Origin of the sequence: Silvibacterium acidisoli (genome assembly GCA_022870745.1) — a bacterium.
Taxonomy (GTDB): Bacteria; Acidobacteriota; Terriglobia; order Terriglobales; family Acidobacteriaceae; genus Silvibacterium.
In genome coordinates this window covers 3604984-3627591 of sequence record CP085323.1, presented here as the reverse complement: position 1 = coordinate 3627591, position 22608 = coordinate 3604984, and the positions used below count along the sequence as shown (strand labels likewise).

Sequence of the window (22608 nt, the reverse complement as noted above, 5' to 3'; positions counted from 1 at the left end):
TCGATCATCATGTCCATCTCAACTCGCCGGCCATTCAGGACTTCCTCCCTGGCTTCGGTAAACGACTTGTTGACGGAAATGGCTGGTGCGGGAATCCAGCGGGCACTTGTCATGTCAGACGGATATCTCGCCGAGAGTCCTCTGATGCAGCCAGAGCGGAAAGACGCCGCCGACCTGTTGCGTGCCGCAAATGACTGGACAGTAGAGCTGGCAAGGCGTCATCCGCAGCAGTTGGCTGCATTCATCGCTGTCGATCCGATTCGCCAGACGGCATTGCCAGAAATCGCCCGCTGGCGGAACGATCCCGCTGTAACCGGCATCAAGCTGCATTTAACGAGCTCGGGGGTAGATTTGCGGAAGGACGAAGACATCAAAGCCCTTGCCGAAGTCTTCCATGCGGCTTCCGAATCTAATCTGGCGATCATGATTCACCTGCGCACGCAACGAATGGACTACGGCGCAGCCGACGTGCAGCGTTTCATCAACGAGGTGCTGCCGGCCGCAGGAGACACGCCCGTCCAGATTGCCCACGCCGCCGGTTGGGGCGACGACATTGACGTGCAGACGCTCTCCGCACTGGGAGCATTTGCAGATGCGATCACCGCACACCCTGAGAAGTTTCGCCACGTGTGGTTTGATTTATCCGGAGTATGGACAGATAAAAGCAAACCCGCCGACAAAGACGCTCTGATCGCGCTGATCCGGCGCATTGGCCCTGAGCATTTTCTTCCTGCCTCAGACTGGCCTTACAACGGGGACGACCTGGTGGACTACTACTCCCGTGTCTACCCTGAACTCGGCCTGACGCCAAAGGAATGGGCCATCATCCGCGGTAATGTGGCTCCCTACGGATGGGCTCCGCGGGGCCGGTAAGGCCTGAACTAGTCCTTCATCGAGAGAGTGATCTTCCGCGAATCCCCGCCGGTTGAATGCATCACGATTTCACCCTGGGCTCGCTTTACGATCGAGGGAAATTTTTCTCCCCATTCCACCAGCACAAGGCTCTCGGGGGTTTCAAGCTCGTCTATGCCGAGAGACGCGAGCTGGCGCTCGCTCTCAATGCGGTAGAGGTCAAGGTGATAGAGCAGCACAGGCTTTCCATCGCGCGAGCCTTCGTATTCGTGAATCAGCGTAAAGGTCGGGCTGGTCACCTCGTCCGGCTCTGCTGCTCCGATGGCCTCGGCAATGCCCTTTACGAGGGTGGTTTTACCCGCTCCCAGGTCTCCACGCAGGATAAGCAGGCGTGGCGGGTTGAGGAGCTTTGCGATCTCGTGACCGGCACGGATGGTCTCGGCGGCGCTGGCGGTTTCGAAATTGTGAACCTTGGTCTGCGTGGCTTCTGCGCTCATCTTCTCTCCGTGCCCTACGGGGTCTCCGTGACCTGAGTGGGTAATCCTTGAATCCATGTATAACCGGCAGAATCTTCCGGACGAAACCGGAAGGCGCGCCAGAGATGACTTACCGTATCCGTGGCAAGCAGCGTATGCTCGTCCTGCTCGCGAACGGCAAAGTCCGCTGCCAGCCCGTGCAGATAAACTGCTGCCGAAACCGCTTCGGCTACCCGATCCGGAAACTGGGCCACCATGGCAGCGACAATGCCGGTCAGAATATCTCCACTGCCTCCTTTGGCCATACCTGGATTGCCGGTCGTGTTGATGCTCATGTTTCCATCGGGATGCGCGATGAGTGTACGCCACCCTTTTAACACGAGTGTTACACCGTGTCGCACAGCGAATTCCCTAGCCAACGGCTCGCGCCGGGCCTGCACCTCTTTTGTGGAGATGCCGGCAAGGCGGCCCATCTCACCCGGATGAGGGGTAAGAATCATCGTCCGTTTACGGCCATCGACCCTCACCAGGTGCTTCGCGACGATATTCAGTGCATCGGCGTCCAGAACGACAGGAATGGTCGAGTTCTCAAGCAGATCGAGTACAAAAGCTTCCGTCTCCGGCTCCTGACCCAGTCCCGGTCCGATCGCGAGAACAGTTCTCTTCTCAAGCAGTTCGTCCAGGTCCAAGCCTCGGCCGGTAATCTCACCGTTCTGCCCTTCAGGGAGCGCGTAGGTCATCAGTTCAGGCGTGATCTGGGCAACAAAAGGAAGCGTGGAAGCGGCGACGGCTGCGGTAACGAGTCCTGCACCGGCACGCAGGCAGGCAAGCGACGACATGGCCGGCGCTCCCGACTTGCCGCGGCCTCCGCCGATGAGCAGCACGTGGCCGTAGATGCCCTTGTTGCTATCGGCTTTGCGCGGCGGATCGGCAATCGCCTTCGCGGCACCAGCCCAGCTCATCTTCAGGCCGGAATGCACTGCCTCCTGCGGCGAACCGATGCCGGCGATGACGATTGGGCCGAAAACTCCCCCGGCCAGGTTGCCGCAAACATGGGCGAGCTTGGGCGCCGTGAAGCTGACCACCGCACTCGCTCGGAAAGCTCCCTCTGCTGCGAATTCGCGCGAGTCCGCGTCCCACCCTGACGGTAGATCGACCGCCACTACCGGGATCGTGAGCGCATTGACGCGATCCCGAAGCGCCACAGCTGCTCCCCGCAGAGGAGGCTTGAAACCCGTTCCGACAACAGCATCGAGCAGAAGGTCGGCTTCAAGAAAATGCTCTTCAACCGGCGGCGCATTAACATCGTCCTCATTCGGAACCAGCACCGGCTGGAGGCGCATCTCGTCGAAGGCCTGCCATGCATCGCCCTTCAGATCCTCAGGCACGCCGAGTAGCAGGACGTGTACTTCCTTTCCCGCCTCTTTAAGAGCTTTGGCAGCGACGAACCCGTCGCCGCCGTTGTTGCCTTTGCCGCACAGCACGGTGATACGGTGCGCCTCTGGATATTCCTTCAGCACGAAACGGGCGACGGCTGCTCCCGCATTTCGCATCAGCGTCATGGTTGGAATGCCGCGCTCCGCCGTGGAACGGTCGGCGGCGCGCATCTCGTCGGCGGTCAGGACGGGAACGTAAGGAATCGGCATACTCTCTGCCATCGTATTCGATACGAGGCACAGAGTTCGAATCGCGCTGCCTGAAAGCCGCAAATCATTGGAACATCAGGGCGTCACCCGTTCGAAGAAAATTCATCTGCTGTCCGGACAATCAGGTCCGAACGTTCAGGTCCGCCATGCGCGCCATGAAGGGATGGACTTCAACCTTGTCGCCACCAAGGAAACCGTGCTTTCTCCTCAACGGCAAAATGGCTTCTAAAAAGCCCGTAGCAAAAATAAAAAGGCGGAGCGATCAGATCGCTCCGCCTTTTGCTGTTTATCCGTAGCGAAGATTACTGGCTAACTCCGACAGCCGTCGTCTGCTGGGTCCCGTCGTTCAACGGCTGCTTCGAAGCGAAATAGCTGTGATCCCAGAGATTGCGGTAGAACATGCCGGTCAACTCGGCGGCCTTCGGTCCGAAGGTTGCGCGCCCACCTTCGAGGAAGACTACCGTCACGATGCGGCCGTACTGGGTGTCTGCATAGGAGGCAAACCAGCCGAAGCGGGTGCCGTCATCCGAGCAGGTGCCGGTCTTGCCCATCACCGGAAACTGGTTGAAGTTCGCCTTGAGTGAGCGGGCTGTGCCGTAGCTCGCGTCTACCGCGCCTGCCATACCCGGCTGGATCTCAGGGATGATCTTGCCGATGTCGAGCTGACGCTTGATGCGGGGCGTGTAATTCACAGCCGCGTTCGGCGTAGTTGGATGCTGCAGGTAATAGAGCGTGCCTCCGTTGGCGATCGCAGCCACCATGGCTCCCAGTTGCAGCGGAGTCATTGAAACGCTCTCGCCGAAGGAGCACATACGGCCTACGCCACCCTTAGCTTCGGGCAGCGGCTCACTGGGGTAAACACCCAGTTGCTCGCCGGGAATGTTGTAACCGGCCAGTTCGCCCAGGCCGAACTCGTTGGCGTAATGGCGAACGCGCTCAAAACCAAGACGGCGTCCCAGAACTTCGAAATAAGGATTGATCGAGCGAGCCAGCGCGTAGGTCAGGTTAACGGAGTAGCTGCCGCCGAGATTGACCTGCGTGTCCTTGGTGATGATTCCCTCTTCCAGTGCGGCCAGCGCAACCGAAAGCTTGATCGTCGAGCAGGGCTCAGCCCCGCTCGAAAGAGCGAGCTTCTGGTTGACCATGGCTAGAATGCGCCCATTGTTCGGATCGATGGCGAGGACAGTGCCGTACATGTTGCCGAGAGCTGAAATCGCGGCCTGGCGCACGACCGGATCTTCACCCGCCGTGACGTCGCCTTGGGTCAGATCCTGATCTGTGAAGGAGTCGGCCGTGAAGCGCTCGTAGATGCGGTGACGGCGAACCACAATGTTCGCGCGGCGCAGGTGCGCTCCGCGGTACGTACGGGTGGTCCGGACTGAAACGGTCTTCGCAGTGGTTTTCGTACCGGCGCGGCGAGCCGTATGCCGCACAGAGGCCGCAGCCGCGTGGCTGCGTGCGCGCCGACGGGTCGAGGCGCTTGCCTTAAGAGAAACAGGCAGCAAGAGCAGGACTGCCATCAATGCGAACGGTACGAAACGCTTCATTCAAACTCCCGGTGGTGGGGCCCGCGATTGCCTGCATGGTCCGACGGTGATGATGCTATGGATCGTCAGCCGTGCAGTAAAGCTTTAAAGAAAAGATTCCTAAGAGCAAATCCCGATTTGAAGAGTCGATTCAAAATCGGAAAACACTCTTTCATTTAGACACTGATCTTTGCGAACTGTCGTGTCGAAATCGAGGAGCAACCCGCTGTAAAGATCGTTATATTTCAGATAATACCCGGTGCCCCTTCGATTCCAACAATTTTTTACGCGCAGGTAATATGCCTCATAAACGGGGCAGATGCGCGGCCTTTTTTAAAGACCGCCTCTGCGCATAAATGCTGGAATATCAAGGTTTTCGCCTTCTTCTTCCTTAGCCGGCTCCTCGAAGATGCTGGGCTGAGTCGCCTGTTCGGCAACAGCGACAGCAGGTTCGGAATGCGTATGAGCTTCCGGCTGCGCAGGCGGCTCGACCTGGGCCTGGGGTTCAGGATCGACCACGTGGCGCACGTTGGGGATATAGGGCAGGTCGTCGATCTCTTCGCTGGCGAAGCGAGGAGCCGGGCCTGATCCGCCCATCTGGACCTTGGGCGTTACCGGTTCACGAAGGGATGAGCTCAGCATGCGCTCACGGCGCTCGGGCATTTCCTTGCGGAAGCCGGTGGCGATGACCGTAATCTTGATGTCGTCTCCCATGGCTTCGTCCAGCACAGCGCCGAAGATGATGTTGGCCTCTTCATGGGCAGCGTTCTGAATGAGGCTGGAAGCCTCGTTGACTTCGTTCAGCTTGAGCGAGCTGGAACCGCTGATATTAATAAGGATGCCGCGCGCTCCGTCAATGGCTCCGTCTTCGAGCAGCGGAGATGCCATCGCCGCCTGGGCGGCTTCAACAGCGCGGTTGTCTCCACCGCGAACAGCGGTGCCCATCACGGCGTAGCCCATGCCGGCCATCGTGGTCTTCACGTCGGCAAAGTCGCGGTTGATGATGCCGGGGATGGTGATGATGTCCGAAATGCCCTGCACGCCCTGGCGCAGCACGTCGTCGGCGATGCGGAAGGATTCGAAGAAGCCAGCGTCCTTGGCCACAGCCAGCAGCTTTTCGTTCGGGATCACAATCATCGTGTCGACCGAATCGAGCAGCTCCTGCATGCCGCGCTCGGCCTGGGCCATGCGGCGCTTGCCCTCGAAGCTGAAGGGCCGGGTAACCACGGCGACAGTCAGAGCGCCCATTTCGCTCGCCAGCGAGGCGATCACAGGGGCAGCCCCGGTGCCGGTGCCTCCGCCGAGACCAGCGGTAACGAAAACCATGTCCGCGCCTTCGAGGGCTTCGATGATCTTCTCCGAATCTTCGAGAGCGGCCTTGCGGCCTACATCAGGATTCGCGCCTGCGCCCAGTCCCGAGGTCAGCTTGGTGCCAAGCTGCAGCTTGACCGGGGCCTGCGAGAGCTGCAGCGCCTGGCGGTCAGTATTCGCAACAATAAACTCGACGCCTTCGACCCGTGCCGAAATCATGCGGTTGACGGCGTTGCCGCCTCCACCGCCCACTCCGATGACCTTGATGCGGGCTCCGTGGAGGAGTTCGTCGTGATATTGAATGCGAATTTCTTCGGGGTTTGTCATGGGTGCGTTGTACTCCTATAGGCTTCCGGCAAAGATGGCGCGCAGTTTGGCACGCAGGCTGTGGTCTTCAGCCGCACGCAGGATGCTGGTGCGGTGGGTGTACAGCAGCGTTCCCACCAGCGTAGCGCATTCGGGCTGTGCAAGCTCGTCGGGCATGCGAGAAAGCGGCACAGGGGAACCGATTCGTGCAGGTACCCGCAGCAGGCTTTCGGCAACGTCGATCATGCCGGCCAGGCGCGAACCACCGCCGGTCAGCACGCAGCCTGCCCCTAGAGCTTCGAGCACGCCGCCCTGCCTCAGGTTGTCGCGCAGCATGTGGAAAAGTTCGCGGGCGCGCGGTTCAAGAATCTCTCCCACCAGCCGCTGCTTGATCATGCGCGGCTCGAATCCAGGCATGCCGTGCAGTTCGATCTCCGCCAATGTCGAGACCGATGTGACGACGGCGTTGCCGTAATGCTGCTTGATCCACTCCGCTTCTTCGGGTGAAATGTGCAGGCCAACGGCCAGATCGTTGCTAAAGTGATCGCCGCCGATGGGAATCACCGCCGTATGTGCGACCGAGCCCTCAAAGAAGACGATCAGCTCCGTGGTGTTGGCTCCGACGTCGATCAGGCAGACACCCAATTCGCGCTCGTCGGCGGAGAGCGTGGCTTCGGCGGCGGCGATGCCCTCGTAAACCGTCTCCGAGACTTCAAGGCCGGAGCGATTGGCGCAGGTGACGAGGCTCTGTTGGGCGCTGGCCGAGCAGGTGGCAATGTGAAGGTTCACTTCCAGGCGATTGCCTACCATGCCAATGGGGTCGTGGATGCCCGGCTGTTCGTCCAGGATGAACTGCTGCGGCAACAGGTGGATCACTTCCCTGTCCGGCGGCAGCGAAATCGAGCGGGCGCGATCCACAGCGGCGCGGACATCTTCGCGGGTAATCTCGCGCATGCGGTTGCTGCCCAGGCTGATGCCTCCACGGCTGTTGACGCCGCGCACGTGGGGTCCGCCGATGGAAACGATGCATTTCTCGATCACAGCATCCGCGCGCTTTTCAGCCAGCTCGGCGGCCTTGTTCAGCGATTCGGCAGCGGGGCGCAGTTCCGCGATGACTCCCTTGCGGGTTCCGGCTGAGTCGACGATGCCGTGGCCGCGATAACGAAGAGCTCCGTCATTGATTTCGGCGATCAACACCCGGGTCTTGGAGCTGCCCATGTCGACGACGGCGATCAGATTGTCGGGGTGCTGGCTCATCTTTTCGCCTTTCCGTGTTTCTTCACAGGTGCCTGGTGTTTGTGGGGAGCGGGCTTCTTCGCAGCAGGCTTTGGAGCTGGCGGCGCAGCCTGCGCTGCGTCCTGGCTCGCCGGATCAGGAGCCGCGGCCAGAGCGGGTTGAGGACTCGCGTCGGCAGAGTGCCCATTACCGCGTTTCAGCACCACCTGCGTGTCGTAGCGTAGATCGACCGAGACGAGGTCAGGGTAGTTCCGCTGCCATTCGGCAAGGTGGCTCTGGTAGATGCGATAGCGCGTGAGGAACTTTTCGTCCCCAAAGTGCAGCAGCATATCCGAGCCCTTGGCAGGCACGGTGGCGCGAACATCTTCCGGGTCCGACAGATCGATCTCGCTGATTTCAGGAGAGATCTTCTCGCTGCCGGAATCGATGTCAGCGATGAATCGCTGGTAGAGCTTCATGCGCGGAGCGCGAATCGAGAGCGGGTCTTCAGGACGAATCCCGCTGACCACCGGGAACGAATAGTGCTTGGCGGCCAGCATGGCTGCGGGCATATCGAGGATCACCCCGGCGCCGTCGACCAGCTTTACCTGGTTGCCGATGCGAACGAATGCGATAGGCGTCCGCTCGACCACGGCCACGCGGAGTTGATCGGGCAGCAGGCGCATCACGGTGGCGTGCTCAACCCAGGGAATCTGCTCCAACTCGCTGCGGCGGGCGGCCAGTGGCACATAGAAGATGTTGCGGCCAATATCTGCCCCAAAGACCGAAAGCAGATCCTCGCGGGTGAGCTGGCTGTTGCCGACGGTTTGGACCGAGGACGAAGTCTCAATGCGAAACCGGGTATCAGTCAGGAAAAAGTGGCGTACGGCAAGAAAACCCGCGACCAGGCCGCCCAGTATGAGAGCGATTCCAGCAAAGATGGCAATACGGCCCCAGCGGGTTCGCGTCCAGAGCGGCAGAAAACCCTTGCGGACGGGAACACGGCGGCGGGTGCGCAGAAAGCCGTCGTCGTCCTCTTCGCCGATGCCGTCGGCAGCCTTGTTCAGGAGGCGGTCCGCTGCAGAGGCGCGCGCAGCCTGACGGGCGTCGTCGCGGGCAGTGCGTGAGCGTGAACGCGGCGAAGCGGGACGGAGAAAAGCCTCGTCCTGTTCGTCGTCAACGAACGCGGTGCCGCGTTTGGATTGGAAATCGTTTTTTGCCACGCCCGAGCCAGGTCGTGAAGAATCGCCGTTTTGACTATAGCTTGTCGAGCCCTGTGAATGGGTACGAGAAAACTCGGGGAGGAATCAAGGAAGATAGCCGGAAATCCAGGTGTCAGCTCTGAATGATTGGAAACATCGCTTCCGGGGCCACCTCCGCAGTGGATGATCGGCGGCTGATGCGGGACAGAACTCCTTCCAGCAGCGGTGTCATCCGCGCGAGCTGGCGAGCGCGAATCATCGCATCCCAGAGCGGCTCGAATTTCTTCCATCCCGCCGCATAGAAGAAATGTTTGAGCTGGTGCTTGACCGTCCCATGCTGTAGAGATGCCTGCGCGATGGATCCCCAGCGATAGAACTCGCGATAGGCCCAGTCATAGCCGGTCTTCAGAGCCTCCGCCGTCAGCCGCGCCGGGCGATAGACAACATGACGGGTGTCGTAGAGATCCCAGTTGCAGTTGAGTATTCTTCCCTGCTCGACCATCCGCGCATAGAGCCGAGTGCCGGGATACGGCGTCTGGATATGAAAGGTCGCGGTAGTAATGCCGTGTTCGATCGCCCAGTCCACCGTTCTCCGAAAGACATCGTCTCCATCATTGTCCATACCGAAGACGAAGCTGCCGTTCACCATGATCCCCAGCGAGTGCAGACGGTCGGTGACCGCCTTGTAGTCGCGACCCAGGTTCTGACGCTTGTTGCTGCTCTTCAGATTTTCCGGGGTAAGCGTCTCAAAGCCTACAAAGATGCTGCGCATTCCGGCCTCGGCTGCACGTTCGATCAGGTTGCCGCGCAGGATCGAGTCGACGGTGGCAGCTCCCTGAAAGACGCGCTTCATACCGCGCATACCTTCGAAGAGGGATTCGGCGAAGCGGCGATCTCCGAGCAGATGGTCGTCGAGAAAATAGAGATGGCGGCCCGGAAGCCGTTCGATTTCGCGCAGAGCATCGTCGACGCGCTGGGTGTAAAAGCCGCGTCCATTTTCGAAGAAGGCATCCTTATAGCAGAAGTCGCAATGCTGGGGGCATCCGCGGGTCACCACGATCGAGTTCGGCACCAGGTAGCGATTCCGCTGAATCAGGTCGCGGCGAATCGGAGGGACGCGGTCCAGTGTGCGCCCCGATGCGGAGCGATAAATTTTGCCCGGGTGTCCAGCCCTGAAATCAGCGAGAAACGCTGGGAAGGTCTGCTCGCCGGGGCCGAGGAAGATCGCATCCGCATGAGGCGCTGCTTCGTCAGGCAGAGAGGTCACATGCAAGCCTCCGAGACAGACGAATGCACCCTGCGTGCGATAGTGATCCGCGATGCGATACGCGCGGTAAGCGTTCGTGATGTAGACCTGGATGATCACCAGGTCAGGTGCATCGTTCAGCGAGAGTTTTTCTACATGTTCATCGACGATAACTGCCTCGTCGTCCGGCCCCAGGTACGCAGCAAGCGTGGCCAGCCCGAGCGGCGGGAAGAGTGAGTACTTGATGGGACGCCACTGGGGGCTGGTCGCCTCAATGAGCGCAGGCAGGATGAATTTCACGCGCAATGGACAGTGCACGGGGATACTCATCGCGCCGCCCCCGCAACAGCAAGTTCGGCTTCAGGCAGTGCGCCGTAGCGCCGTTCCCTCATTGAGAATTCGCAGAGCGCCTCATCGAAGGCCTGCTCGTCGAAGTCAGGCCACATGCAATCCATGAAACCAGCTCGGCGTAGGCTGCCTCCCACAGCAGGAAATCGGAGAGCCGTTTTTCTCCGCCGGTGCGAATCAGCAGATCGATCGCGCCAGCCTGCAGATTAACGGCATGGATCTGCTCCTCGACAAGCCGATGGCTCACAGAACTGAGCCGGCCGAAAGACTGGGCAATGGCGTAGCGGGAGGAATAATCGACTGCAACGCGAAGGCACATGCCGTTGCACTCGGCAGTGCGCGCCTCCGCTAGCTCGATCTCTCGCAAAACCAGCGCAGGCAGACGGTCGCGGCGCCCGATGACCTGGAGGCGAACGCCGCGCCTTCGCAGCGACTCCATCTGCATGCGCAGGTATGCCCGCAGCAACCAGAAGATGCCCTGCACTTCCGGCATGGGACGGTTCCAGTTATCGGAGGAGAACGCGTAGAGGGTCAGGCTGGCGATGCCGAGATTCGATGCGCGCTCGACAACCCGCTCAACCGCGGCCGCTCCGGCTCGATGCCCTGCGAAGCGGGACAGTCCGCGCTGTGTGGCCCAGCGGCCGTTGCCGTCCATAATGATGGCGGCGTGAAGTCCAGAGAACGATTCACTTTGCACTGTAAAGTTTCCTCGCAAAAAAATTTAAGCTTTGCCCGGCGCAAGATCACGCGCCTGCGCAGAACGTTTCTGCCCGGTCGCGTCGCGAACCACCTGCTCGAGCGTGGAGAGATATTCCAGGTAACGGCTGCGGCCCTCCGGCGTAATGCGGGAGGTAGTAAGAGGACGGTTGCGGTCGTGCCCTTTGAGCGATTCGACGAGCCCGGACTTCTCGAGCACGCTCAGGTGGCGGCTCAGGTTTCCATCCGTCAGGGCGCAAAGCTGCTTGAGATCGACGAAGGACAGCCCCTTGGGATGCGTCAGCAGCGAGGTGAGAATGCTGAGCCGCGCACGCTCGTGGATCACGCGGTCCAGTCCTTCATAGGCAAAAGGAGCTTCGCTCGACTCCGGCTTATTCTTCATTGCTGGCTCCTTGCGTCTTCAGGTGCAGCACGGCAGCGACGATCGCCTGCCCCGCTCCGAAGCCGATGCCCATGGTCCAGGGCGAAAGCGCATGAACGGGTCCACCAGCAATCGCCGCCGCGCCCGCAAGCAGGTACCACGCGGCGGGTACAGCCATCAGGCGCGGCAGAACACGGCAGGAAGCAAAGATGCCGACTCCGAAAAAGATCTGCCACAAGCCGGGCAGCAGCCAGTCGGCGGAAGCAGCGAAGCGGGCGACGATAAATGTGGTCAGCAGCCCCGCGCCAAGCGCCGGCAGGAACTGGGCCACGGCTTCGCGAATCATCTGGTTGGAAAGCGAGGAGTGCATGCGGCGCGACCGGGTTATGGCCTGCGCTCCTGCGACTGCGATCGATAGCGCCGCGGTGGCAATCCAGATGCGCAGATAACCACCGAACTGCTCTGCCGGATTGGCCAGCAACCGGTTTTGCAGGAAGGAAGCCCCAATGGCGAAGACTCCGGTTGCGAGCAGCGTCGCGGGGCCGTATCCGCGAAACTCCGTGGTGCGCGCCACCTGGTTGCGAATTCTGTAAATGTCGCCGAGAGCTTTTTCGAGATCGTCCATCGCGCCCTCCCTCAATTCACTTTACATTGCAAAGCTACACGGGACAATCTTCGCGTGTCAATCGAAAATCTCTTCTCGAAGAAAGCCGATTCCCCATCGACCGGCCCGTCGTGTACAAACGGTGGCGGGTAAAGATCAATGAAAACTTACGCTCTCGCTCTTGTGCTGCTGTCAGGATTCGTGTCTCCATGCTTCGCCAACTCAGTTTTCACTCAGAAGCCGGATGATCCAAAGGCGGTAACGCTGGAGGCTCCGGGCGATGGTACGACCGACGCCAGCGCGGCGATCCAATCGGCGATCGATAAGGCAGAAGAAGGCGCGCACGAAGGCATCGTTTTCATTCCCCCGGGACGCTATCGCATCACGCGCACGATTTATGTATGGCCAGGAGTGCGCGTATTCGGATTCGGCGCGACCCGGCCCGTATTGGTGCTGGGCGCGAAGACTCCGGGCTTCGATAAGGACGTAGCCGATATGGTGATCTTCACCGGCTTTCGTCCAGGCGCGAGTGGACCGATGGCGGGCAGGAAGATTCCCTTCCCACCGCCGGGCAGCGTTCCGCCGAACGAAAACATCGCCGATGCGAACCCGGGCACATTCTACTCCGCGATGAGCAACATCGATTTCGAGATTGGTGACGGCAACCCCGCGGCCATCGCGATCCGCTTTCACACGGCGCAGCACGCCTACCTGAGCCACATGGACTTTCACGTCGGTGCGGGCCTCGCGGGTTTGACCGAGATCGGCAACGAGGCCGAAGACCTGCACTTCTATGGAGGCCGCTATGGCATCCTCACCGACAAGCCATCGCCTGCATGGCAGTTCACGCTCATCGATTCAACCTTTGAAGGTCAACGCGAATCGGCAATCCGCGAGCACGAAGCGGGGCTGACATTGATCCACGACAGCTTCCGCGATGTTCCGGTTGCCATCGATATCGATCCGCATTACTCCGATCAGCTGTGGGTAAAGGATTGCCGCTTCGAGAAGCTCTCCGGCTCGGCGGTGACCATCAGCAACGAGCAAAGCCCGCTGACAGAGATCGGCTTCGAGAATGCCGTGTTGCGCGATGTGCCGACCCTTGCGCTGCTGCGCGAGAGCGGAAAAAAGATCGCAGGCAAAGGCGCGATCTATCGTGTGAAGAGCTTCAACTATGGATTGATCGTCCCGGGCGAAGGCAGCATGGGCACGGTCGGAATGCTCTACGACGCGGAATCGCTGAATGCCATGCCTCCTGCGCTGCCTGCGGCGATTCGTCCGCTGCCACCGGTGAGCGATTGGGCGAACGTGCGTACGATGGGCGCTGCCGGTGATGGCAAGACGGATGACACCGAGGCCATCCGCAAGGCAATCGCCGCGCACCGCGTCGTCTACTTTCCCAGCGGACACTACATCGTAAGCGACACGCTCGAACTGAAGCCGGACACGGTGCTGATCGCGCTTCATCCAACCATGGCGCAGATCGATCTGCTCGACAACACTCCGGGATACGAAGGCGTAGGCACACCCAGGCCGGTCATCTCCGCGCCTGCCGGTGGCACGAACATCCTGAGCGGCATCGGCGTCTTCACCGGCGGCATCAACCCTCGTGCGGTGGGCGTGATGTGGAAGGCAGGCGCCGATTCCCTCATCGACGACGTGCGCTTCCTCGGCGGACATGGCAGCGGCACTAACCCGTACAACAACAATCACACTGCCGATCCCGACCTGCACAAGCGCTGGAACGGGCAGTACGCGAGCCTATGGGTAACCGATGGAGGAGGCGGCAGCTTCGCCAACATCTGGACACCGGACACCTTCGCGCAGGCAGGCTTCCTTGTATCGAACACGGCCACGCCCGGCCATGTGTATGAGCTTTCGGTCGAGCACCACACGCGCAACGAGATCAAGTTCGATCACGCCGAGAACTGGGACATCGACGCGCCGCAAACGGAAGAAGAATCAGGCGAAAGTCCTGAATCGCTATCACTCGAGTTCGACAACTCGCGCAACATCACCATCGCCAACTACCACGGCTATCGCGTGACGCGCACCATCGCTCCCTTTGCAGCGGCGGTGCGCATTTACAACTCGGGCGATCTGCACTTCCGCAACCTGCACGTGAACGCCGAGAGCGGCTTCGGCACCTGCGATCGCAATGGCTGCGGAACCTTTCTTCGCGCCAGCAAGTTCCCTTACGAAGACGCGATTGAGGACATGACACATCACCTCGCGGTACGTGAGCGTGAGTTTGCTGTGCTCGATATCCCGATGCAACCTGAGAAATCAACCGCTGGTGACGCGTCGGCAGTGGCAGCTCCCGGCGCGAGCTTGCAGAAGCTGGAGGACGGCTTCTACTCAATCTCCGGTGCGGCGGTCGATGCAGCGGGCAAGCTCTACTTCGTCGATCATCATCAGCAGCGCATCTATGGATGGTCGCCTGAAGAAGGACTGACCATCGAACGCGATAACCCTCTCGATGCCGTGAACCTTGCCCTCGACAAATCGGGCAACATGCTCGTCCTTTCGTCGGACGGGCACGAAGGCACCGTGTATACATTCAAGCCCGGCTCACACGCGGACACGCTGACGATTCTCAAGGCGCAGCCGGCAACTCCGCAAGCGGATGCCACAGCGCTGCTTGATGGCAACTACTGGAACAATGGTGAGTTCGCGAACCAGCTCGACTTCAGCACTTTTCAATACAAGACGCTGGCGCAGATGTTTGCCGAGGATGTTTCCACTCCAAAGGCCATGCAGTATGTGTCGCCTGACGGAAGCCTCTTTCTGCCGGCTGGGCGTGTGTTTGAACAGGGTCCGCCGGATTACACCGGCTGGCGTTTCTCTGACAACCTCGACACCTATGGCTTCATTCCTGCGCATGCGGGCGGCAACGCTTATGTCAGCAGCGAGTCAGAAGATGTGACCTACCGTGTAAAAGTAAGCGCTGATGGATCGCTCGTAGATCTCAAACCCTTTGTGCAACGGGGCGGTGAGAGCGTAGCGGTCGACGGCAAAGGCAACGTGTATGTGGCGAATGGCGAAATTTTCGTCTACAGCCCTGATGGGAGGCAGATCGGACGGATCGATGTGCCGGAGCGGCCGCTGCAGCTGCTCTTCGGCGGCGCGGACAAAAAGACGCTCTTCATCCTCGCGCACCACGCTCTTTTCAGCCTGAAAACCCGCTGATCTTTTCTCATGTTGACATCCGACCCAAGCGAGCGGATACTTGGGTCGGATGACAACCCAAAAGAAAACCGATGACCGCGTGGCCCTGCTACAGGGCACGCTCGACCTGCTGATTCTGAAGACGCTGGTTATGGGCCCGTGCCATGGACAGGGCGTGGCGCGCCTGATCCAGCGGCAGTCGGAAGAAGTTCTCTTTGTCGATCACGGCTCGCTTTACCTCGCGCTGCAGCGGCTCGAAGACAGAAAGTGGATCTCCGCAAAGTGGGGCGTAAGCGAGAATAACCGCAAAGCGCGCTTCTACACGCTCACCACCAAAGGCCGCGCGCAGCTGGCCGAGAAGACCAGCGAGTGGGAGCGGCTGGCGCGCGCCATCGGGTTGATTTTGAACAACAAGGGCCCGCAGAACGAGGGGGCGTAAGATGCTCCGTAATCTGTTTCGCCGTAAACGCAGTGAAGCGGATTTCGCCGCGGAGATCCGCTCGCATCTCGAACTGGAAGCCGATGAGCTCGAACGTGAAGGGGTGACCCATGACGAGGCCCGTTACCAGGCCATTCGCACCTTCGGCAACGTGCGCGAAGCGCAGGAGCGGTTTTATCTTCGGGGACGCAGCGAGTGGTTCGAAAACCTTTCGCGCGACCTGCGCTATGCGCTGCGGCAACTTCACAAAAATCCATCCTTCGCGCTAACGGCGATTCTAGTTCTTGCCTTTGGCATGGGAGCGGCTCTCACTATCTTTGCCTTTGTAGATGCAGCACTGATCCGGCCATTGCCTTATGCGCAGCCATCGCGGCTGGTGAATTTATTCGAGAGCATTCCCGCGGGACCACGTTTTCATCTTTCATGGCTTGACTACCTGGATTGGAAACGGCGCAATCATGTCTTTGAGTCAGTCGCCTTCTATTCGGCTCGTTCTCTCGACTTCAATTCCGGGGGCGACTTTGTGCTGGATACGCCCGAGGGTGGCGAACGCGTACTCGGAACCGCTGTCAGCAGCGGCTTCTTCCGCACGCTCGGTGTTGCTCCGATCATCGGCCGTGATTTTCGTGAAGGCGAGGATCGTTCCTCGTCTTCAAACCTTGTCATCCTGAGCTATGCCGCGTGGCAGAAGCGCTTCAGCAGCGACACGCATGTGGTGGGACGCGCGCTGAGTCTCAATGGAGTGAGCACCACAATCATTGGAGTGCTGCCGCGAAGCTTTCAATTTGCCCCGACCGATGCGACAGATTTCTGGGTGATTGCCTCCTCTGCCGGCTGTAACCAGATGCGCGGTTGCCATAATGCCTACGGCATTGCACGGCTCAGGCAGGGCGCGTCGATCGCCGCAGCCAGCGCGGAGATGAACAACATCGCAGCCCAGCTTGAAAAGGAGAATCCGCAGTCGAACTTTCGCCGCGGAGCCACTGTTCTACCGCTCAGCGATGTGATCGTGGGAGACATCCGTCCGTTGCTGGAAATGCTGCTGGCCGGTGCAGCTCTTCTGCTCTTAATAGCCATCACCAATGTTGCCAGTTTGTTGATGGTTCGCGCCGAAAAAAGGCGTCGTGAGATAGCCCTGCGCAATGCACTGGGGGCCAGCACCACACGCCTGGCATGGCAGTTCCTTACCGAAGGGCTGCTTCTTGCATCGAGTGCAACCGCAGTTGGCCTTGCGCTCGCGCTGCTCGGCATCCGGATGCTGAAGTCGCTGATACCCGCAAACCGCATGCAGGCGATGCCTTACCTTGAACACATCACGCTGAATGGGCATATGATCGCTGCGGCTGTCGCGCTCTCGTGTGTCATCACCGTGGTCTGCACGCTGACTCCGATGCTCCGCCTCGCTACAAACAACATGCGCGACGGCCTGGCTGACGGTGGACGCAGTGGCACGAACAATGTGTGGAAGCGCTTCGGCTCAAACCTGGTCGCCGTCGAACTGGCGACTGCCATGGTGCTGCTGGTGTGCGCCGGATTGCTGGGCCAGAGTTTTTATCGCCTCTCACAGGTGGACACAGGCATGGACATCGACAATCTCGCAGTGCTTCACGTCATGACGCAGCCATGCGCCCGCGAAGGCGAAAGACCGGCTGGCTGCACTGCTCCACCTCCCGCCTCCGATGGCGATGAGCAGGAGAATGCGCTTGCAGATGAGGTACTGGCGACGCTTCGCGCACTGCCAGGAACGAAATCGGCAGCGATCACAACTGACGCACCGGTAGGCGATGGCGATGGCCTATCGCCAATCTCATTCCCGGATATGCCTGACCTCGGTACACCCGAGGCCAATGGACGATGGGTGAGCGAAGACTACTTCTCAACACTGAAAGCGCCTCTCCTGCAGGGCCGTGGCATTAGCGTGCATGACGACGCAAAGAGCCCTTACGTAGCCGTCGTTAATCACTCGCTGGCAAAGCGCTTCTTCGGCACGAAAAGTCCGATCGGCTCAAGGCTGAGTTTTCCAGGCGGAGATGCCGTTGAAATCGTAGGTGTGATCGATGACATCAAAGAAGGTCAACTCGATACGGAGACCAGGCCCGCATTCTATGAACCCTTCCGTCAATTGCCGAATGCCAGCTTCTTCGTGATTGTCCGTACGTCGCAAGACGTCGAAAGCGCGCTTCCTTCAATCGTAAAATCGCTACGCCACCTGAATCAGAACATCACCCCCTCGGATGGCGAGACCATGGCGGAGCGCATTCATGACTCACCTTCTGCTTACATGCATCGCGCGTCGGCGTGGGTGGTGGGTTGTTTCGCCTGGATGGCCCTCTTACTCGGCGTGGTCGGCCTTTACGGAGTCATCGCCTACTCCGTCAGTCAGCGCACGCGGGAGATAGGTGTGCGCATGGCGCTGGGAGCGCAGCGCAGCACCATTCACCGCATGGTGCTGGGTGAAGCAGTACGGCTGGCGCTGACGGGAATGGCCGTGGGTATCGTCTGTTCACTGGCTGCTGGATCGCTGCTGCATGGACTGCTCTTCGGTGTCTCTGCATGGGATCCGGCGACGCTTCTTGCCGTCGCAGCCATGTTGAGCGTAGCCGTACTGGCTGCGAGCTTCATTCCCGCGCGAACAGCCGCACTCGTTGACCCCATGCATGCCTTGCGAGCGGAGTAACAAGCCCGCCTCCGAAAACAACTTGTGGCCAGATGGTGGTTGCGCCTATTTCCTGATCGAACCGGAGCCGCGCTGGGTTATGATTGCGGCCATCCGCAGAGGGGCTGCGATCACACAACCACGGAGGCAGTATGCTGCATTGGCTTTGGATGGCTATCATCGGGCTCGTTATTGGAGCCCTCGCAAAACTCATTATGCCTGGTAAGGATCCGGGCGGCATCTTTGTGACGATGCTGATCGGCATCGCCGGCTCGCTGCTGGCCGGCTACCTGGGACGCGCATTGGGCTGGTATCAGGAGGGCCAGAGCGCCGGCTTCATCATGTCCCTCGTCGGCGCCCTGATCCTGCTTGGGATCTATCGATTGTTCAAAGGAAAAGCCGCTGCTGCGTAACTTCCTCGACTCTAAGCCAGCGCTACGAGTTTGAAATACTTCTGGAGATCGGCGAGATGCTGCCGGTCTCCAATCCAGCAGATGTATCCGTCGGGGCGCACCAGCGCGAACTCTCCGGCTCCGCCATACGCTGCTTCGAGATGTCCTTCGGTATCCACAAAAACCTCAGCTCCCGCAGCATCGGTGACAGGCTTCTGGCTCACATTCACGAATCTGACACCCTGCATCGGCAACCGAGGCGAAGCTCCTTGAGCTCCGAAAAGATGCAGGAGTGTGAAGTGAGGACCGCGGAACAAATCGAAGAGCCGTATCGCATCACCTGTCGCGTTCACTCCCCGCGCATCGGGCGCACGCTCTCCTGCTGCAAGCTTCAGTGTGCTCTGTCCGGATGTTCTGCTGAGCGATCTTTCCTTGTACGTGATGCCCAGCTGCAATGTGATCGCCTCCCTTCGTACACGCTGCTCCTCGTCTGAGAGCATGGTGCGATGCAGCATAGTGCTAATGCCCAGCACATCGGCCGCAACCGGCAGGCGTTCTTCTTCGTATGTATCGAGCAGCCCGTCGGGAGCACCGCGCAAAACGGCTGCAAGCTTCCAGCCGAGATTGTAGGCATCCTGGATGCCGGTGTTCATGCCCTGGCCGCCAGCGGGAGAGTGAACATGCGCGGCATCTCCTGCCAGGAAAACGCGGCCGACGCGATACTTCGACACCATGCGGATATTGACGCGATAGAGCGACAGCCACGGCGCCTCGGTCAGCTCGATATCCATGCCTTCGGTGCGTTCCTTCACGATCTCGCGGTAGAGTTCGAGCGATGGCTCACGCTCTTCACCCACCGGAATCATCGCCTGCAACTGAAACGTGTCAGTCGATGGCAACGGACACAGCGCGAGCCACCCCGCCGGATGCTTCGCCCAAGAGTGCCAGGCTTCACGATCGAGTCCGCGCAAGCGCACATCTCCGAGATACATGCGCTCATCCTTCCATGTCTCGCCCTCGAATGGCACCTGCAGGAAGTGGCGTACGAAACTCTTTCCTCCATCGCACGCCACGAGATAATCGCAGCGGATGTGCTCTTCACGCCCCTCGTGCAGCAGCGTCGCCGAGACAGACACATCGTTCTGCTCGATGGATACCAACTCGGTGCCCTGATCGACCTTTCCGCCGCTACGCTCAAGCAATCCGCGCAAAGCCTCTTCCGTACGCCACTGCGGAGTGATCAATGGGCTGGCATATGGCGTGTTCGGCGTGGGATAGCGGCCGGCATGCATATCCAGTTCGCCCAGCGCCTTGCCATCTTCATAAGCGCGAAACGGAAGGTGAAACTTTCCATTGTTCAATACCTGTTCGATGATGCCAAAGTCGTCCATCACTTCAAGCGTGCGCGGCTGCAGGCCTTTTCCCTTCGACCCTATGAAGGGTTGCGGAGATTTATCGATGATGCGAAATGCCACGCCGCGGCGCGCGAGATCGCAGGCCAGGGCAAGGCCGGTGGGGCCAGCTCCAGCGATCAACACCTGAACATTGTTTTCAGCCATAAGAACTTGAATATATCCTGACGAGCTTTCGTGCAAATAAAAGACACCCTGCTTCTTTCGAAGCAGGGTGTCTTTTATTTATTACTCTAGCGACCGATCACTTCGACGACGGACTTATCGGAAGCGCTCCAAGCTGATGCACCGGAGTGCTCAAGCTTGTGGCTTGCGTTATTCCAGTGCAGCTTCGTGATCGCACCTTCACCTTTCTCATAGGCGTAGGTCGTACCGTCATCAGCGAAGAGAGTGAAGTCTGCGTCCGCACCAGGATAGACACGCACCGAGGTGACCGCATCCTTCTGCTGCGCGCTCTCGACAGGAGCGCCCATCGGAATGATGGAGCCTGCGCGCACGAAGAGCGGCAGCGTATCAATCGGAGCGGAAACCGTGATGGTCTGGCCGCCCTTCACGCGTTCATTGGTCCAGTAGTTGTACCAGTCGCTGCCGGCGGGCAGGTATACCTTGCGCTCGGTTGCTCCCTGTTCGGTCACAGGAGCAACGAGGAAAGCCGGACCGTACATATATTCATCCGGGATGTTGGAGACATTCGGATCGTTCGGGAAATCCATGAACAACGCACGCGTGTACGGCGCGCCGGTCTGGTAGGAACCGTATGCAAGTGAGTAGGTGTACGGCAACAGCTGGTAGCGCAGCTTTAGGTACTTTTCGAGAATTGGCTCGGCCTGCTTTCCGTACGCCCAGACTTCGTTATGCGGACGCTCGCCGTGCGCGCGCATGATGGGATGAAACGCTCCCCACTCGTACCAGCGCACGAAGAGTTCAGGATAGTCCTCGTAGCGATCTACGTTGTCGCGCACGTCAGATGGATCGATGAGTGGTTTGTGCGCAGCGTGATAGTTAGCTGGCAGTATTGGCGAGAAGAATCCGGCAATATCGGTATCCCAGTAAGGCATGCCGGATGCAGTGAAATTGAGGCCGGCAGGAATCGAACGCCTGAGCATGTCCCATGTAGACGTGATATCGCTCGACCAGAAGATGGTGCCGTTGCGCTGTGCTCCGGTGTAGGCGGCGCGAGCGAGGATCATGACGCGGCGGCTGTCTCCAAAATCGCGGCGGAAACCTTCGTACACCGAAGCCGTGTGAAAGAGCGGATAGATGTTGAAGAAGCGCTTGCCTGAGCCAACGTAGAAGAAATCGTTGTAGGGGTTGATATCGGGCTCGGTTTCGTCGAGCCACAGGTAGTCAAAGTGAAACGGCTTAATGTAACGGTCACGGATCGATTCCCACCAGAATCGTGACGCTTCCGGATTTGTCGTATCGATGTTGGGGCCGACGGTATTGGGATTGCCGCCCATGTCGGGTGACCCATCGGCGTGATTGATGAGATAGCCCTTCTCCTTCAGCATGTCGTAGTAGCGCGTGCCGGGAGCGAAGTGTGGCCATACGCTGAGCAGCGTGGAGATGCCCATCTGGTGCAGTTGATCGTTCATTGCCGCGGGATCGGGCCAGCGCTTCGGATCGAGATCCATCTCACCCTGACGCGTCATGTTGAGGAAGTCAACGACCAGCACGTCGAGCGGCAGGTTGCGGTCGCGATACCCTTTCGCAACATCCATGATCTGCTGCTGTGACGAATAGATCGCCTTGCTCTGGATATATCCGTAAACGCCACGCGGCAACATGTGCGTGATGCCGGTAATCTCGCGGTAGCCCTTGTAAATGTCGTCTACCTTATCGCCCGCAATGATGAAGAACGAAACGCGGTCGCCTACCTCTGACGTCCAGACGTTCTGCTGGTTGAAGCCGAGGTCGATGGTGGTCTTCGAGGGATTGTCCCAGACGATGCCGTAGCCATTGCTCGAAACCATGAACGGCACGCAGACGTTCTGTCCGCCAGGTGCGACATAGTCATGCCAGCAATCGATGCGGTGGTCGCGCAGGTCGAGCCAGCCCTGCTGCTGCTGTCCAAGCCCGTAGTAATGTTCGCCAACGGGCGAATCGAAGATGGCGGAAACCCGGTAGCCGGGCTCGTTCTTGTATTTCGTCGATACCGTAACGGAATCCGGCTTGTTCGGATTCATCGACCAGCTGCGCATGTTGAGCAGCGTCTTGCCTGACGGCGTGGTCACGGAGATGGCGTCGAAGTTCGGGCCTGCGTGATGGCCTCCGCCGAAGTACTGCTGGCGCAGGTCCTCATTGAGCTGATCGAGCGGCATGCGGTGCGGCAGCGCGGACTCCGGCTGATGATCCGGCGTGATGTGCACAACCATTTCGCCGGAGCGGAATACGTCACCACCAGCGGGATCCGCCTCGTGCGACCATCCTGCCATGGCAGGTTTGCCGATGAAGCCATAACCGGGCGCTGTCGATGCTGCTGCCTTGGTGTCGCTCATGGTGACGCGCAGAACGTTCGGAGCATACGGTTCGAGCACCAGCGTCTTGCCGTTGCGCTCGAGGGTGAAGTTGTCCTGTGCGTGAAGAATAGAGGAAGAAAGCGCTATCCCGGCAGCGAGACACGCAAAGATTTTGACAACAGAGGAAGAACGCAAAAAGGCAGAAGAAAACGCTCGAAGCGGATGTCGCATGGGCCTCTCAACAATCGTCAGATGACAGAGATTTCACTGCG

The 22608-nt window shown here is 59.5% G+C and carries 17 protein-coding genes and 1 pseudogene; 6 read left to right on the top strand and 12 right to left on the bottom strand.

What is annotated here, in order from left to right; all coding sequences use genetic code 11:
- Nucleotides 1-144: 144 nt before the first annotated feature.
- Nucleotides 145-873, top strand: a complete 729-nt coding sequence (locus LJD29_RS15245; protein ID WP_446742405.1) for an amidohydrolase family protein — start codon at nucleotides 145-147, stop codon at nucleotides 871-873.
- A gap of 8 nt (nucleotides 874-881) precedes the next feature.
- Here LJD29_RS15245 and tsaE read toward each other — a convergent pair whose 3' ends face one another.
- Nucleotides 882-1349 (bottom strand): tRNA (adenosine(37)-N6)-threonylcarbamoyltransferase complex ATPase subunit type 1 TsaE, encoded by a 468-nt coding sequence (tsaE, locus tag LJD29_RS15240; RefSeq protein WP_446742404.1) that lies wholly within the window; start codon nucleotides 1347-1349, stop codon nucleotides 882-884.
- Nucleotides 1350-1363: 14 nt separating this feature from the next.
- The gene (locus LJD29_RS15235) at nucleotides 1364-2974 is read right to left on the bottom strand and encodes an NAD(P)H-hydrate dehydratase (protein WP_446742403.1); all 1611 of its coding nucleotides are present in this window, start codon (nucleotides 2972-2974) and stop codon (nucleotides 1364-1366) included.
- 67 nt (nucleotides 2975-3041) lie between these two features.
- Here LJD29_RS15235 and LJD29_RS15230 point away from each other — a divergent pair, with 67 nt between their 5' ends.
- Nucleotides 3042-3203, top strand: coding sequence for a hypothetical protein (locus LJD29_RS15230; RefSeq protein ID WP_446742402.1), 162 nt, complete (start codon nucleotides 3042-3044; stop codon nucleotides 3201-3203).
- Nucleotides 3204-3276: 73 nt separating this feature from the next.
- Here the strand turns inward: LJD29_RS15230 and LJD29_RS15225 are convergent, their stop codons facing one another.
- The 8 genes and pseudogenes from LJD29_RS15225 to LJD29_RS15190 form a co-directional block, all read right to left on the bottom strand.
- Nucleotides 3277-4521 carry a penicillin-binding transpeptidase domain-containing protein gene (locus tag LJD29_RS15225; protein WP_446742401.1) on the bottom strand — a complete coding sequence of 415 codons (1245 nt, stop codon included), beginning with the start codon at nucleotides 4519-4521 and terminating at the stop codon, nucleotides 3277-3279.
- Nucleotides 4522-4833: 312 nt separating this feature from the next.
- A complete protein-coding gene (ftsZ, locus tag LJD29_RS15220; RefSeq protein ID WP_446742400.1) occupies nucleotides 4834-6138 on the bottom strand; it encodes a cell division protein FtsZ in 1305 nt (434 codons plus the stop codon).
- A 15-nt stretch (nucleotides 6139-6153) separates the two neighbouring features.
- The gene (ftsA, locus tag LJD29_RS15215; protein ID WP_446742399.1) at nucleotides 6154-7374 is read right to left on the bottom strand and encodes a cell division protein FtsA; all 1221 of its coding nucleotides are present in this window, start codon (nucleotides 7372-7374) and stop codon (nucleotides 6154-6156) included.
- Nucleotides 7371-8555, bottom strand: coding sequence for a cell division protein FtsQ/DivIB (locus tag LJD29_RS15210; protein ID WP_446742398.1), 1185 nt, complete (start codon nucleotides 8553-8555; stop codon nucleotides 7371-7373). Before LJD29_RS15210 ends, ftsA begins: the two co-directional genes overlap by 4 nt.
- 112 nt (nucleotides 8556-8667) lie before the next feature.
- The gene (locus LJD29_RS15205; RefSeq protein ID WP_446742397.1) at nucleotides 8668-10110 is read right to left on the bottom strand and encodes a B12-binding domain-containing radical SAM protein; all 1443 of its coding nucleotides are present in this window, start codon (nucleotides 10108-10110) and stop codon (nucleotides 8668-8670) included.
- Nucleotides 10107-10783 (bottom strand): annotated as a pseudogene (gene uppS, locus LJD29_RS15200) (polyprenyl diphosphate synthase). The gene LJD29_RS15205 and the pseudogene uppS overlap by 4 nt, the downstream one beginning before the upstream one ends.
- 66 nt (nucleotides 10784-10849) lie before the next feature.
- Nucleotides 10850-11227: a transcriptional regulator gene (locus tag LJD29_RS15195; RefSeq protein WP_446742396.1), complete on the bottom strand. Its 378-nt coding sequence runs from the start codon at nucleotides 11225-11227 to the stop codon at nucleotides 10850-10852.
- On the bottom strand, nucleotides 11217-11831 hold the full coding sequence (locus tag LJD29_RS15190) for a hypothetical protein (RefSeq protein WP_446742395.1): 615 nt from the start codon (nucleotides 11829-11831) through the stop codon (nucleotides 11217-11219). The genes LJD29_RS15195 and LJD29_RS15190 overlap by 11 nt, the downstream gene beginning before the upstream one ends.
- A 138-nt stretch (nucleotides 11832-11969) precedes the next feature.
- Here LJD29_RS15190 and LJD29_RS15185 point away from each other — a divergent pair, with 138 nt between their 5' ends.
- The 4 genes from LJD29_RS15185 to LJD29_RS15170 all read left to right on the top strand — a co-directional run bounded on the left by LJD29_RS15185 (nucleotide 11970) and on the right by LJD29_RS15170 (nucleotide 18486).
- Complete coding sequence (locus LJD29_RS15185) at nucleotides 11970-14999, top strand: glycosyl hydrolase family 28-related protein (RefSeq protein ID WP_446742394.1); 3030 nt, start codon at nucleotides 11970-11972, stop codon at nucleotides 14997-14999.
- Nucleotides 15000-15048: 49 nt separating this feature from the next.
- Entirely contained in the window at nucleotides 15049-15417 is a 369-nt protein-coding gene (locus LJD29_RS15180) for a PadR family transcriptional regulator (protein ID WP_446742393.1), read from the top strand.
- A gap of 1 nt (nucleotide 15418) precedes the next feature.
- Nucleotides 15419-18094 carry an ABC transporter permease gene (locus tag LJD29_RS15175; RefSeq protein ID WP_446742392.1) on the top strand — a complete coding sequence of 892 codons (2676 nt, stop codon included), beginning with the start codon at nucleotides 15419-15421 and terminating at the stop codon, nucleotides 18092-18094.
- A 131-nt stretch (nucleotides 18095-18225) separates the two neighbouring features.
- Nucleotides 18226-18486, top strand: coding sequence for a GlsB/YeaQ/YmgE family stress response membrane protein (locus tag LJD29_RS15170; protein WP_446742391.1), 261 nt, complete (start codon nucleotides 18226-18228; stop codon nucleotides 18484-18486).
- 11 nt (nucleotides 18487-18497) lie between these two features.
- Here the strand turns inward: LJD29_RS15170 and LJD29_RS15165 are convergent, their stop codons facing one another.
- Both LJD29_RS15165 and LJD29_RS15160 read right to left on the bottom strand, forming a co-directional pair.
- Nucleotides 18498-20024 (bottom strand): FAD-dependent monooxygenase, encoded by a 1527-nt coding sequence (locus tag LJD29_RS15165; RefSeq protein WP_446742390.1) that lies wholly within the window; start codon nucleotides 20022-20024, stop codon nucleotides 18498-18500.
- 86 nt (nucleotides 20025-20110) lie between these two features.
- Nucleotides 20111-22567 (bottom strand): glycoside hydrolase family 31 protein, encoded by a 2457-nt coding sequence (locus tag LJD29_RS15160; RefSeq protein ID WP_446742389.1) that lies wholly within the window; start codon nucleotides 22565-22567, stop codon nucleotides 20111-20113.
- Between the last annotated feature and the right edge of the window lie 41 nt (nucleotides 22568-22608).

What these genes read in the sequence shown, in the direction of transcription:
- LJD29_RS15245 (WP_446742405.1), top strand. Translation starts at nt 145, where the DNA reads ATGCAGCCAGAGCGGAAAGACGCCGCCGACCTGTTGCGTGCCGCAAAT.
- tsaE (WP_446742404.1), bottom strand. Translation starts at nt 1,349, where the DNA reads ATGAGCGCAGAAGCCACGCAGACCAAGGTTCACAATTTCGAAACCGCC.
- LJD29_RS15235 (WP_446742403.1), bottom strand. Translation starts at nt 2,974, where the DNA reads ATGCCGATTCCTTACGTTCCCGTCCTGACCGCCGACGAGATGCGCGCC.
- LJD29_RS15225 (WP_446742401.1), bottom strand. Translation starts at nt 4,521, where the DNA reads ATGAAGCGTTTCGTACCGTTCGCATTGATGGCAGTCCTGCTCTTGCTG.
- ftsZ (WP_446742400.1), bottom strand. Translation starts at nt 6,138, where the DNA reads ATGACAAACCCCGAAGAAATTCGCATTCAATATCACGACGAACTCCTC.
- ftsA (WP_446742399.1), bottom strand. Translation starts at nt 7,374, where the DNA reads ATGAGCCAGCACCCCGACAATCTGATCGCCGTCGTCGACATGGGCAGC.
- LJD29_RS15205 (WP_446742397.1), bottom strand. Translation starts at nt 10,110, where the DNA reads ATGAGTATCCCCGTGCACTGTCCATTGCGCGTGAAATTCATCCTGCCT.
- LJD29_RS15195 (WP_446742396.1), bottom strand. Translation starts at nt 11,227, where the DNA reads ATGAAGAATAAGCCGGAGTCGAGCGAAGCTCCTTTTGCCTATGAAGGA.
- LJD29_RS15190 (WP_446742395.1), bottom strand. Translation starts at nt 11,831, where the DNA reads ATGGACGATCTCGAAAAAGCTCTCGGCGACATTTACAGAATTCGCAAC.
- LJD29_RS15185 (WP_446742394.1), top strand. Translation starts at nt 11,970, where the DNA reads ATGAAAACTTACGCTCTCGCTCTTGTGCTGCTGTCAGGATTCGTGTCT.
- LJD29_RS15180 (WP_446742393.1), top strand. Translation starts at nt 15,049, where the DNA reads ATGACAACCCAAAAGAAAACCGATGACCGCGTGGCCCTGCTACAGGGC.
- LJD29_RS15175 (WP_446742392.1), top strand. Translation starts at nt 15,419, where the DNA reads ATGCTCCGTAATCTGTTTCGCCGTAAACGCAGTGAAGCGGATTTCGCC.
- LJD29_RS15170 (WP_446742391.1), top strand. Translation starts at nt 18,226, where the DNA reads ATGCTGCATTGGCTTTGGATGGCTATCATCGGGCTCGTTATTGGAGCC.
- LJD29_RS15165 (WP_446742390.1), bottom strand. Translation starts at nt 20,024, where the DNA reads ATGGCTGAAAACAATGTTCAGGTGTTGATCGCTGGAGCTGGCCCCACC.
- LJD29_RS15160 (WP_446742389.1), bottom strand. Translation starts at nt 22,567, where the DNA reads ATGCGACATCCGCTTCGAGCGTTTTCTTCTGCCTTTTTGCGTTCTTCC.